10 protein-coding genes and 1 pseudogene are annotated in these 12607 nt (G+C 38.3%); 9 read left to right on the top strand and 2 right to left on the bottom strand.

Annotation, left to right across the window (positions count from 1 at the left end; all coding sequences use genetic code 11):
- The first annotated feature begins 349 nt into the window (after positions 1–349).
- Positions 350–1024, top strand: coding sequence for a reverse transcriptase-like protein (locus NON16_RS19705; protein ID WP_257351137.1), 675 nt, complete (start codon positions 350–352; stop codon positions 1022–1024).
- Between the two features lie 6 nt (positions 1025–1030).
- Positions 1031–1241 (top strand): annotated as a pseudogene (locus NON16_RS19700) (aldo/keto reductase); the annotation flags it as partial.
- 337 nt (positions 1242–1578) lie between these two features.
- Here the strand turns inward: NON16_RS19700 and NON16_RS19695 are convergent.
- Together NON16_RS19695 and NON16_RS19690 are read right to left on the bottom strand one after the other, a co-directional pair.
- The gene (locus tag NON16_RS19695; RefSeq protein ID WP_257351136.1) at positions 1579–2637 is read right to left on the bottom strand and encodes a tartrate dehydrogenase; all 1059 of its coding nucleotides are present in this window, start codon (positions 2635–2637) and stop codon (positions 1579–1581) included.
- A gap of 71 nt (positions 2638–2708) precedes the next feature.
- The gene (locus NON16_RS19690) at positions 2709–3758 is read right to left on the bottom strand and encodes a DctP family TRAP transporter solute-binding subunit (RefSeq protein WP_257351135.1); all 1050 of its coding nucleotides are present in this window, start codon (positions 3756–3758) and stop codon (positions 2709–2711) included.
- Between the two features lie 340 nt (positions 3759–4098).
- On the opposite strand from NON16_RS19690, the gene dcuS reads away from it, so the two are divergent.
- The 7 genes from dcuS to NON16_RS19655 all read left to right on the top strand — a co-directional run bounded on the left by dcuS (position 4099) and on the right by NON16_RS19655 (position 12555).
- The gene (dcuS, locus tag NON16_RS19685; protein WP_257351134.1) at positions 4099–5706 is read left to right on the top strand and encodes a DcuS/MalK family sensor histidine kinase; all 1608 of its coding nucleotides are present in this window, start codon (positions 4099–4101) and stop codon (positions 5704–5706) included.
- Positions 5703–6431, top strand: a complete 729-nt coding sequence (locus NON16_RS19680; protein ID WP_257351133.1) for a response regulator — start codon at positions 5703–5705, stop codon at positions 6429–6431. Before dcuS ends, NON16_RS19680 begins: the two co-directional genes overlap by 4 nt.
- Before the next feature lie 408 nt (positions 6432–6839).
- Positions 6840–7391, top strand: coding sequence for a TRAP transporter small permease (locus NON16_RS19675; RefSeq protein WP_257351132.1), 552 nt, complete (start codon positions 6840–6842; stop codon positions 7389–7391).
- Positions 7388–8656, top strand: coding sequence for a TRAP transporter large permease (locus NON16_RS19670; protein ID WP_257351131.1), 1269 nt, complete (start codon positions 7388–7390; stop codon positions 8654–8656). Before NON16_RS19675 ends, NON16_RS19670 begins: the two co-directional genes overlap by 4 nt.
- Positions 8657–8679: 23 nt before the next feature.
- Entirely contained in the window at positions 8680–9552 is an 873-nt protein-coding gene (locus NON16_RS19665; protein WP_257351130.1) for an HpcH/HpaI aldolase/citrate lyase family protein, read from the top strand.
- A 91-nt stretch (positions 9553–9643) separates the two neighbouring features.
- Positions 9644–11035, top strand: a complete 1392-nt coding sequence (fumC, locus tag NON16_RS19660; RefSeq protein WP_257351129.1) for a class II fumarate hydratase — start codon at positions 9644–9646, stop codon at positions 11033–11035.
- Positions 11036–11076: 41 nt separating this feature from the next.
- On the top strand, positions 11077–12555 hold the full coding sequence (locus tag NON16_RS19655) for an SLC13 family permease (RefSeq protein WP_257351128.1): 1479 nt from the start codon (positions 11077–11079) through the stop codon (positions 12553–12555).
- Positions 12556–12607: the final 52 nt, after the last annotated feature.

Genomic DNA, 12607 nt, shown 5'->3' with positions numbered 1-12607 from the left:
GAAAGTCCATTTTGACCTGGTGACTTTAGTTTATAATGCTTCAAAACTAGCTGTAGACCGTATCAATGCCAGTTTAAATCAACAACAAGCAGCAGCATAAACTGAAAAAAATTATGAAAAAATTGATTTCTGTAAGTCTGTGTCTATTTAAATTATGGAATTATGAAATTGATTCATTTAATAAAAAAATTAAACATTATTACTGTAATAGCGAGTGAATGATAGTTATTGTTTTTGGATTATAAATGGACATTGGATTTGGCATATTAAGAAATAAAAAAAGCTCTATAATAATGTTGATTTTCCATTTGTCCCAAAAAATAAAACTTGTGTGAAAAGAGGGCTTATTGTGATTGTCAGAATCGAATTAACATACAAAACACCAAAAGGAAAAGTAACAACATTCAGTTCAGATGGGATGAGTGCTGAGGACGGCATACTAATAGCTGAGGATTTAGAGAGAACAGGGCGTGCAAAAAATATAACGTTCATTGATAGCCTTGAGAGTACATGGAACTTGAAGGAATTAAAGAAATTTTTGAAGGGGATCGAGACTGAGCCCCACAACGTAACCGTCTATTTTGATGGTGGTTTTGATCTAGAAACCAAAAGATCAGGCTTAGGCTGTGCCATCTATTATGATCAAAATGGAAAATCATTGCGGCTTCGAAAAAATACTTTGGTCGAAGAACTAAACACGAATAACGAGGCAGAATACGCTGCATTTTACCTCGGATTGCAAGAATTAGAGCTATTAAATGTCCATCATCTGCAAGTTAAATTTGTCGGCGATTCCCAGGTTGTCATCAATCAGTTAAATGGTGAATGGCCGTGTTTGGAAGAGGAATTATCAAAATGGGCTGAACGAGTTGATCATAAACTGAAGCAGTTAGGTATTCATCCAAATTATGAACTAGTATCACGAAAGAGGAATCGGGAAGCGGACCAATTAGCATCCCAAGCATTAAAAGAAATTGAAATAATGAGTTCAAGTGAAGTCAATCCAGAACAAAAGAGTGAATAAACACGCACAAAGTATAAGAAGTCAACGTCCCAAGTTATTCTGAAATGGAATTTACAAAATCGGGTAGTTATTTTCTTTCTAAGTCGATAAAGAATACAGAATTATTGAAGACTCTAAGCTTTATGATTTTGAATTATCAGCAGAAGATATGGAACGAATTAATCAATTGAATCAAAACAAGAGAGTGAGTCCAGATCCAGACAATTTTGATTTCTAATTAAATATTCTTAAAAGGAACAGACGTCAATCAGGACGTCTGTTCTTTTAAGGTTCACTGAAAGATTGAGGGTCCTTTTTTAACACGTTAAGAAAGTATAAAAGTTTGCAGCATGGATGTAATGTCCAGCTTCAGCGCCCAACCACTTGGATCACTTCAGGCCTCCTGTGGCGGCAACACACTGAAGTACTCCATGTATAATATTCCCACGCAGGGCCGAACTTGTTTGGGCCGAGCCTCCTCGTCGATCTTCCAGTGACCTTCGGGGCTAAGCAGGGCGCTTGCGCTTTTCTTAGTGCACTTCTTAACTCGGTTAGTAACAATGCTAGTGATACTCTTAAAGTTCCTTCAACCTTTTACAAATTTCATCTGAAACTTCTTTTGTGGTTGCAGTTCCACCTATATCAGGTGTCTTGATATCGTCTCCTGTTACATGTTCAATAACATTTAATAATTTTTGTCCAAGTTCTTCTTCGTTAAAATGGTCCAACATCATTTTGGCTGTCCATATTTGCCCGATTGGATTGGCAATACCTTTACCGTAAATGTCTGGTGCGGAACCATGTACTGGCTCAAACATTGAAGGGTATTTTCCATTTAAATTGATATTTGCAGCAGGTGCGATTCCGATACTTCCCATCACTGCTCCGCCGATATCAGTTAAAATATCACCAAATAAATTACTAGCCACAATGACGTCGAAGCTTTCTGGTTTTGTGACAAAGAAAGCTGACAATGCATCAATGTGATAAGAGGAAGTATCGATGTTCGGGTAATCCTCTTTCACTTCATTAAATACAGAATCCCAAAATGGCATCGTATGAAAAATACCATTGGACTTTGTAGCACTTGTCAAATGGGCTCTTCTTCTCCCAGCTAACTCAAAAGCGTAAAGCATTACTGCTTCTGTACCTCTACGTGTGAATATGGCATTTTGTATGGCCATTTCATTTTCGTTACTGTGAATACGTCCACCTATTTCACTGTATTCTCCTTCACTATTTTCTCTGACCACGATAAGATCAAAGTCATTTGGATTAGCAAGAGGGGATCTTAAGCCTTTAAAATACTTTGCTGGCCGTATATTAATCGACTGTTCGAATGAACGGCGTATTTTTAGTAACAAGCCCCATAATGAGACGTGATCAGGGACAAGTTGTGGGTTCCCAATAGCTCCGAGAAAAATCGCATCAAATCCTTGTAAGATTTCTAATCCGTTTTCAGGCATCATCTTACCTGTTTCAAGATAGTAATCACAATTCCATGGAAATTCCGTAAATTCAAAAGACAATCCCCCATGTACGTCTGCAATGGTATGTAAAACTTCAAGGGAGGGTGGTACAACCTCTTTTCCAATACCATCCCCAGGAAGTACAGCAATTTCATATTTTTTCATATTATATCTCCTCGTATTATAGAAATGAAAAACGCTTTGTACGGCGTTTTTCATTTCTATTAAGTAATATTCTATTCAGCAGTTGCTTCCGTTGCGGCCTTAATAACATCCGCTCCGATTTGTTCCTCGAATTTATCGTATACCGGTTGTAAAGTTTCTTGGAAAACCTTTCGTTCTTCATCAGACAGCTCATAAACTTCCATGTTTCCTCGTTCTTTGATTTTCTTGAAACCTTCTTGATTAAGTTGTTCTGCAAGGGACCTTGCCTGTTTTGTTCCATGATCAATTCCAGCTTGAATCAATTCTTTTGTTTCATCGTTCAGTCCATTCCAAAACTTTTCGTTTGTCAAAAGAGCATAATCAACTCTTGCTGCTCCCCAATTGATCGTAATATACTTTTGCACATCACCAAGTTTTTTAGTTGAGATGTTACTAAATGTGTTCACCTGCCCGTCAACGGTACCTTGTTCCAGTGCTGTATACAATTCACCGAAAGGAAGTTGTAGTGGCCCTGCGCCGAGTGTTTCAAAGAGGTTAGCTAGCACTTGTCCTCCCTGCACACGAATTTTTAAGCCATCAAGATCCTCAGGTGTTTTAATGGGACGAACGGTATTTGTAATTTGTTTTGGACCATTTGGCCACATTTTTAAACCGATAATTTTTTCGCTTTCAAGGCTTTTAAGAACTTCTTGTCCTGTTTCCCCATCCCAAAAAGCGTACGCTTCCTCATTACTACTAAATATAAACGGAAGGGATGGAATGTTGAAAGCTGGATTCATACCGACCATTTTTGACATATCTGGAATAATGAATTGAACATTGTTAGCCCTAAGGTTTTTGACTTCAGTTTTATCATCGAAGAGTTGACCGTTTGGATATACCTGTACCTTGATTTTTCCATCAGAGTTTTTTTCAATATATTTCGCCATAGCCATGGCACCTTTGTGTTTCGGAGTATTTTCAGCAACAACGTGAGAGATTTTGATTGTCATTTCTTTAATCCCACTGCTGTCGTTTCCCCCAGATGATGATGACGCGTCTTCGGAACCACCACAGGCTGTGAGTGTAAAAACCATTATTAGGCCAACCAATATTATAAAACCCTTTTTAATACTTTGCATTTCAATATATCCCCCTTTAAAAAGTTGATTAGTAATTCCTTAGGATGATGGTTAGTAATGAACCGAAAGAGTAGTAAGCGCTTTCAAAGTTTAAGTGACAAAGGAAACAAAAGAAGTGAATTCTTTACACTTAGTAATAAGGACACCTCCCAAACTTTATATTGAATATGTTATAATTTTCTGAAAAGAGTTCATAGCTTGTGTAGGTAAAGAAATATTTTTGTAACTAAAGTAAGTGAAGTGTGCAATTTTTCATCTGGATAAGGTGTTCCGTTTTTTTAGATTGGATACAGTATCCGTTATGTAATTAATTCAAATTTTTTAAACTTAAGGAGGTATTATGAAGTTTGGTAAAAAGTATTTAAGTTTGCATACGGCCATTGTATTGTTTGTTTGTATTGTTGTTATTTTAGCTTTTTCAGTAACAGGCATTTTAATAAGTGAAGAAGTCACAGACCAAACAAGAAAGGAGTTAGAACAAAAAACGATGAATGTTGCTAGGATGGTCGGTCATTCTCCTATCGTTATTGAAGGCCTGGAGCAAAAGAGAGACCAGGATGATATCAGGATTTTCGCAAAGAAACTTCGCGAGTTAACCGATGTCCGATTTGTCGTTGTGATGGATATGAAAGGTATAAGGAAATCCCATCCAGATGAGTGGAAAATAGGAAAGCACTTTGTCGGTGGAGATGAAATCAGGGCGTTGAATGGAGAAGAGTATACCTCAATCGCAGAAGGGACATTAGGTTCGTCTTTACGGGCGTTTGAACCGATCTATAACAGCGAAGGAAAACAGGTGGGTGCAGTTTCTGTTGGGTTATTATTGGACAGGGTACAAATGGCAGTAGCAAAAAGTAAGCAAATTATCTATGTAGGAGTAGGACTTGGAATCGTAGTAGGGATTATAGGTGCGCTATTTCTAGCCGGAAGAGTAAAAAAAATTTTATTTGGACTGGAGCCATCTGAAATCGCAAATTTGTGGCAGGAACGTGACGCGATGTTGGAGTCCGTTCGGGAAGGAATCATAGCCGTTGATAAGGAAAGCAAAATTGTGATAGCGAATGCTGAAGCGATACGTATGTTTGAAAAAGCAGGTATTCAAGGTAATCCAATCGGTCAAAAAGTTGAAGATTATATGCCAGTTTCCCATTTGACTAGTGTCTTAGAGAATGGTAAAGAAGAACACGATCAGGAACGGGATATGGGGGGAATGACTTTTGTAGTGAATCGCGTACCAGTTAAGGTTGATGATGAAGTTGTAGGGGCCATTGCAACGTTTCGTGATAAAACGGAGTTAAAACAACTTGCAGAAAAGTTGACAGGCGTAAAAATGTACGCTGAGGCGTTACGTGTAAAAAGCCATGAATTTATGAACAAACTACATGTCATTCTCGGAATGGTCAATATAGGGGAATACGATAAGCTTACATTATACATTCGACAAATTACTTCTAGCTATCAAATAGAGGTTGGCACTGTGTCACGTCTTGTCAAAGACCCAGTTCTAGCGGGTTTTTTATTAAGTAAAATGAGCTATGCCCGGGAACAGGGGGTCAAACTTAACATTCAAGGGGAAACCGTGTTGCCTCCACCGAAAGATCAAGAGGTCATGGACGATATCATTACAATTATCGGAAATTTAATCGATAATGCGATAGAAGCAGGGCAAGTTTGTGATAACACAAAGATTGAAGTAGAGCTAAAGTATGATAGAGCGGCATTTTCATTAGCTGTTAGAGATAACAATAATGGTGGGATTCCAGCAGAGTTAAGAGAAAAGATTTTTAAGAAAGGGTTCTCGACGAAAGGAGAAAATCGTGGATTCGGATTGTTTTTAGTCAGAAAATGTACAGAAAAAATGGGGGGGAGTATTCACCTCAATACAAACAACGACTTCACTACGTTTATAGTACAAATCCCATATAAGGGTAAGGAGGAAGCATCGTGATAAGAGTATTGATTGTTGAGGATGATCCGATGGTTGCTGAAATCAATAAAAAATATTTATGTTCTGTTAAAGGTTTTTCTTGTGCCGGGGCTGTTAAGAATGCTAAAGAAGCTATGGGTTTTATTAAAAAATACAAGGTAGATCTTGTATTATTAGATATCTTTATGCCAGGTAAGAACGGAATTGAATTGCTGGTGGAAATTCGAAATAAGGATAAAAGTATTGATGCGATTGTGATATCTGCTGCTAGTGATATTCAAAGTATTAAATCCGCGTTGCGACTCGGTTCGGTAGATTACTTGATTAAACCATTCGAATTTGAGCGATTTAATAGTGCTTTAATGAAATACAAGGAAGAATTTGAGCTAATGAACAAAAAAGGTAGTATTGCTCAGGAAGAGCTGGACAATCAATTATTGCGTCAGAATAAAATGGTGGTGAATCAGCGTGCAGTACTTCCAAAGGGTTTGACACAACAGACACTTCAGCGTGTGGTCGATACAATTCTTATGGATAGTAAAGAAAAATTCTCTACTGAAAACCTTGCGGCTCAAGTTGGAGTATCAAGAGTATCAATGCGTAAATACCTGAAGTTTTTAGCAGAAATAGAGATGGTTTCCGTTGAAATGAATTATAAAAAGACAGGACGTCCCATCCATACTTATTACATTAATAAAGAAAATACAGATCGAATTAAGCCATACTTAAAAGCAACATCTATGTAATGTCTAGCTCCAGCGCCCGTCGGACCTAAACGGTCGCTTGCGCTTTTCTTACACGTTAAGAAAGTATAAAAGTTTGCGGCATGGATGTAATGTCCAGCTTCAGCGCCCAACCACTTGGATCACTTCAGTCCTCCTGTGGCGGCAACAGCCTCCTCGTCGGTCTTCCAGTGACCTTCGTGGCTAAGCAGGGCGCTTGCGCTTTTCTTAATTATTTTAATTACAAAAGCATTTCTTTACCTACTAAATCTATTATTAATTTTCAAAAAATTATAATATTTCAGAAAGGAGGTACAAGTTAATAGTAAAAATGAATTTTTGAAAGCGGTTTCCTTCATTTAATGTAAGTACTGACCGGGAGGGGTGTGTACTGTTCTGAGAAATGCATTAAAAAATTCTAAGGGGGATTATATGAAAAAAATATTAAAATGGCTAGATCATATAGAAGAGTTCATCACGGCTATTTTGTTTTTGAGTGCGGTTGTGATCATTTTATATGGAGTTTTCATGCGCTATGTCCTGAATTCTCCACAATTCGGAATCCTTGAAATTGTTAGCATTTTATTACCTTGGGCAATTTTTTTAGGCTTCGGAAGAGCCCTCAAAGAAAACCATCATATTGCGGTTGACGTCGTTTATGATCGACTCCCTTTACCAGTAAAAAGAATAGTGGCAGTCATAAGCAACCTATTCGGATTAGGTTTTGCCATATTCATGCTGGTTACGAGTGTGAAAATGGTGATTGACGAATATGGGACTGGGTATGTAACAGTTGCTCTCGGAATACCTATTTGGCTGACGTATCTCATCTTGCCTTTTTCCATGGCTCTACTCGGAATTTATTTTGCTTTCAAAACCTATAAAGCTATTATCGGAGATGAAAAGGAAGTAGTTGGAGACGTAGTTCATTTGGAGCATGAGGAGTATGTTTCAAATGATAAGAAAGGAGAAATGTCCGTATGAGTCCGGTACTAGCGTTATTCTTGGCTTTCATCTTTCTTTGTCTCATTCGGGTGCCTGTGGCGATAAGCCTCGGTTTATCCAGTATTCTAGCATTGAATATGATTGACTTTACAATGTATACAATTATTCAGAAAATGTTTAGTCAGTTAACTCACGTTTCATTAATGGCTATACCCGGATTCGTATTTACAGGAATTATCATGTCAAAGGGTGGGATCTCTCGGCATTTGATCGAAGCTTTGAAAGCTTGGGTTGGCCATATGCGTGGAGGTCTTGCTGTTGTAACGATTCTTGCATGTATGATTTTTGCTGCGATTTCGGGTTCAAGTCCCGCTACAGCCGCCGCGATCGGAAGTATTATGATTCCAGGACTTGTAAATGCAGGCTATAAAAAACGTTATGCAATGGGACTTATTGCTTGTGCTGGTACATTAGGGATTCTAATTCCACCCTCCATTCCTTTAATTCTTTATGGTGTTGTAGCAGAAGAGTCGATTAGTCAGTTATTTATGGCTGGTGTAATCCCAGGTATTCTTTTAGGGGGGACTTTAATTTTAACAGCTATCATTTATGCAAGGATCAATAACTACGGCTCTTTACCTAAACAAACCTGGTCCAATCGGTGGAAGAAAAGCCTTAAAGCCATATGGGGGTTTCTACTTCCAATACTCATATTGGGTGGTATTTATGGTGGTGTTGTTACCCCAACTGAAGCCTCTTTTCTTGCCTGTCTATATTCAGTTGTCGTATCTTTGTTCATTTACCGAGAGCTTACTTTCAAAAAGTTTAGGAGTATGGTCAATGAATCTATTAATATTACATCAATGATTTATTTGATTATCGCTTCTGCAGTCGTTTTCGGTATGTTCCTAACAGTTGCTCAGGTACCGCAGGATCTGGCTTCCTGGATGAATGCTAATGTGGCCAATAAATGGATCTTCTTGATTGCTGTCAATTTATTGATTTTCATTATGGGAATGTTTTTAGAGTCAGCTGCAATCATTCTCATTACAGTTCCAATCTTCTTACCGATTTTGGCACTGTTTAATATCAATCCGATTCATTTTGCAATTATCCTTACCATCAACCTAGAAATTGCCATGATTACACCTCCTGTTGGGTTGAACTTATTTGTTGTCAGCGGGATATCTAGGGAGAAAGTTGGTGAAGTCGTTCGAGGTGTTGTACCGTTTTTCTTCTTGATGGTGTTAGTGCTTGCGATTGTAGTTATTTTCCCTGAAATATCCTTGTTCTTAACAAAGTGATCTCTTAAAAAGGAGAAGGTTTCATGAATGTATGTCGTTCATATTTGTTTGTACCTGCAAAAGAAATGTCTATCATAAAAAAAGCCGTGATGTCTAATGCTGATAGCGTAATCATTGATTTAGAGGATTCCGTTGCTTTTGATCAGAAAGATACTGCACGGGGACTAGTAAAACAAGCATTGCAAGAGTTGAATGAAAGAAAACAGATATACGTTAGAATTAATAACTTTACTACCCCATTCTGGGAAAAAGACTTGGCCTGCTCTGTAATAAATGGAGCAAGCGGGGTTATTGTTCCTAAAACTGAAAACAAAGAACAGATCACGTACATCTGTGAAAAGGTAAGAGAATTGATTCAAGCGAAAAACAGGACGATTCCATTTAAGGTTATTCCTCTTATTGAGACTGCAAAGGGGGTCCAGTTTGCATACGAAATTGCTGGCGCCGATCCATTGATATCAAAACTTGCTTTTGGTTCAATCGACTACTCATTAGATATCGGCTGTGAGTTGACATCAGGGAGGGGGGAACTTTTATATGCTCTCTCACGAATCGTTGTTGCATCAAGAGCGGCTGACATAAGTGGGCCGATTGATGCCGTTTTTCCTGAATTAGGAAACTCTAAGGAGTTGGAGTTGGAAGCCATTCAGGGAAAGAAGCTTGGATTTAAAGGAAAGCTTACGATCCATCCGCAACAGATTGAAATTGTGAACAAAGTGTTCTCACCAAAAGAAAAAGAAATTGAAGATTCGAGAGAAATTGTTAAGAAGTTTGAAGAAGCTGAACGACAAGGGTCGGCCTCAATATCGGTCAACGGTAAGCTAGTTGATTATCCGGTATATAAAAAGGCTAAAGAAATAGTGAACTTTGGAAATCTTCAGGGATCAAAATCATAATACTTACCTTTAGTTGGGTTATTTTACACACTACTGGAATCTGGAACTAGTTCGTGGTTTTACCAAGTTTTCATTGAGGGAGACAAAGTAGATGGAATACAGAATAGAACGCGATACCATTGGAGAAATGAGAGTACCGGCAGATAAGCTTTGGGCAGCACAAACACAACGGAGTAGTGAGAATTTTAGAATAGGCAGCGAAAAAATGCCGGACGGTGTAATTAAAGGATTCGCTATATTAAAAAAAAGTGCTGCTCTTGCTAATCTCGAAATGGGACGTTTAAGTGCTGAAAAAGCTGAAGCGATTGTGAAAGCCTCTGATGAAATCATTGAGGGCAAGTTAAAGGATCATTTTCCACTTGTTGTTTGGCAAACCGGAAGTGGAACACAAACCCATATGAATATAAACGAGGTCATTGCCAATCGAGGTAATCAACTTTTAAAAGAAACAGGAAGCGATATACGGATTCATCCAAACGACGATGTTAACTTATCGCAAAGTTCTAACTGTAATTATCCTACAGCCATGTACATTGCTGCAGTGACCGCTATCGAAGATCAAGTGTTACCAGCGTTATTGAAATTAAAAGAAACGTTCTACAAGAAATCCCAAGAATTTAACAATGTAATAAAAGTTGGCCGTACACACCTTCAGGATGCCGTTCCACTTACACTTGGTCAAGAAATCAGTGGTTGGCACCGTATGTTAGAAAAAACGGAGTTAATGATTAAGGGAAGCTATGTGACGATGGAGGAACTGGCATTTGCTGGCACTGCTGTAGGCACTGGGCTCAATACGTACTTACAATTCGCAGAAATTTCCGTTGAAAAAATAAGTTCTTTCACTGGCAAAACGTTTATCCCTGCTTCAAATAAGTTTCATGCCCTTACTAGTTATGATGAGGTTGTCTTTACTCACGGTGCATTAAAAGCCTTGGCGGCGGATTTGATGAAAATTGCCAATGATATTCGTTGGTTGGCCAGTGGTCCAAGAAGCGGAATAGGAGAAATTATCATTACAGCAAATGAGCCAGGCAGTTCGATGATGCCTGGTAAAGTAAACCCGACACAGTGTGAAGCTTTAACGATGGTCACGACTCAAGTCATGGGGAATGATGTAACGATTGGCCTAGCAGCTAGTCAAGGGAATTTTCAGGTGAATGTTTTCAAACCGGTAATTGCCTATAACTTCTTACAATCAGCTAGATTATTAGCTGATGCGATGGTTTCCTTTAATGATAATTGCGCAATTGGTATCGAACCGAACTATGAAGTGATTGAAAAGAATTTGAAAAACTCCTTGATGCTTGTTACTGTTCTTAATCCTCATATCGGCTATGAAAATGCAGCCAAAATTGCAAAGAAAGCTCATGAAGAAGGATTGACTTTAAAAGAAGCCTCAAACAGGATTGGCTTATTAACTGAGGAAGAATTCGACGAAATTGTTGATCCAGCTAAAATGACCCATCCCAAGTCATTATGAAGTCTCTTATAGCAATGGCGTAATAAAATGGAGAAACAAATATGAGTAATATTTCAGTGAAAGAAAGTCAAAGTAAGATTAAAGAAATTACTAGAGCAGATAAGAATTATGAGATTAATAGAAGACAACTATCAGGGGTAATGCTAGCCATTGTTCTGTTTGTAATTATTTTAACAGGATTACCACCTTCATTCGATGAGCCATCAAGAAAAATGATTGCGATTGTAACTGTGGGTGTAGTGCTCTGGGTATTCGAATCCCTTCCTCTTGGGTTGACAGCAGCTTTAATTATTCTTTTATTGCTTTTGTTGAAACCGGTTTCTATTGACGTGATATATAGCGGATTTTCCTCCTCCGCCGTATTTTTGATAATTGGCGGAATGATGCTTGCAAGGGCTGTGAATGAAACAAGTTTAGCTAAAAGAATTACGTATAATATTTTAGCTAAATGGGGAGGAACATCAAAGGGATTGTTAGCATGTATTCTGGTCATACCTCAAGTCCAGTCATTTTTCATACCTGCTGCGGCCGTACGAACCACATTGTTGTTACCTGTTGCATTAGATGTTTTAGATACGATTGGAGCCCCTCCAAAAAGCCATTTAAGGAAACAGATTTTACTGGGAGTTGCGTTTGGAGGAACAATAAGTGGTACTGCAGTAATGACAGCAGCTATCGGAAACATCTTAACGGTAAACATGTTGAATCAATTTCTCAATATAAACATCACATATTTCGAATGGTTTCTTTATGCCTTACCTTTATGGCTGACTTTAATTCCAGGTGCATGGCTTGTTTTAATGAAATGCTTTCCCTTGAAGAAAGAGGAACGATCGTTTCTGCTAGTGAAGGAAGAAATGCAAAAAAAGCTATCGAATTTTGGTCCTTTGAATAGTAAGGAAAAAAAGTGTTTAGTGATTTTAACTCTGACTGTTCTTCTCTGGATGACAGAACCGCTTCACGGGTTAGATTTGAGTATACCAGCCATATTAGGCGTTGTATTGATGACACTTCCTAGAATCGGGTGTGCAAATTGGTCTAATGTAGTAAAAATCAACTTTGATACGATATTTTTACTAGGGGCAACACTATCATTGGGATACGCCTTGACTGAATCAGGTGCAGCCAAAAAGGTCGGGGAAGTAATGGCAACTCCGTGGGTTTTATCCCTAATACAGGATCCAATATCCGCTGTTATATTTATTCTGATAGCAACACAGATCTTTCATTTGATAATGTCTAATGTATCTACTGCCGTAGTAACTTTGATTCCAATATATATAGGAATTGCTCTCGAGGCGGGAATCAATCCGACATTTATTTGTTTTACAGCTGCACTCACATGTCTACACGGTTATATTCTAGTAGTTGAAACAATGCCTAATGTTATTGTTCACAGTTCCGGGCAAATCTCGCAACGGGAGTATCTAGTACCTGGACTTTATATGACGTTACTCATGATGGGGCTGACTGTACTGATTGCCTTAACTTGGTGGAAAGGGTTGGGACTAGTCCCTTAAACTTCTTGTTTCTGATTCGACTACTTTTTGAACACGTACTTATAGGTTCCAT

Source organism: Pseudalkalibacillus decolorationis, assembly GCF_024609785.1.
GTDB lineage: Bacteria > Bacillota > Bacilli > Bacillales > Fictibacillaceae > Pseudalkalibacillus > Pseudalkalibacillus decolorationis.
The sequence above is the reverse complement of the archived record's forward strand: the minus strand, read 5'-3'. Positions and strand labels throughout refer to the sequence as shown.

What these genes read in the sequence shown, in the direction of transcription:
- fumC (WP_257351129.1), top strand. Translation starts at nt 9,644, where the DNA reads ATGGAATACAGAATAGAACGCGATACCATTGGAGAAATGAGAGTACCG.
- NON16_RS19655 (WP_257351128.1), top strand. Translation starts at nt 11,077, where the DNA reads ATGAGTAATATTTCAGTGAAAGAAAGTCAAAGTAAGATTAAAGAAATT.
- NON16_RS19665 (WP_257351130.1), top strand. Translation starts at nt 8,680, where the DNA reads ATGAATGTATGTCGTTCATATTTGTTTGTACCTGCAAAAGAAATGTCT.
- dcuS (WP_257351134.1), top strand. Translation starts at nt 4,099, where the DNA reads ATGAAGTTTGGTAAAAAGTATTTAAGTTTGCATACGGCCATTGTATTG.
- NON16_RS19695 (WP_257351136.1), bottom strand. Translation starts at nt 2,637, where the DNA reads ATGAAAAAATATGAAATTGCTGTACTTCCTGGGGATGGTATTGGAAAA.
- NON16_RS19670 (WP_257351131.1), top strand. Translation starts at nt 7,388, where the DNA reads ATGAGTCCGGTACTAGCGTTATTCTTGGCTTTCATCTTTCTTTGTCTC.
- NON16_RS19690 (WP_257351135.1), bottom strand. Translation starts at nt 3,758, where the DNA reads ATGCAAAGTATTAAAAAGGGTTTTATAATATTGGTTGGCCTAATAATG.
- NON16_RS19675 (WP_257351132.1), top strand. Translation starts at nt 6,840, where the DNA reads ATGAAAAAAATATTAAAATGGCTAGATCATATAGAAGAGTTCATCACG.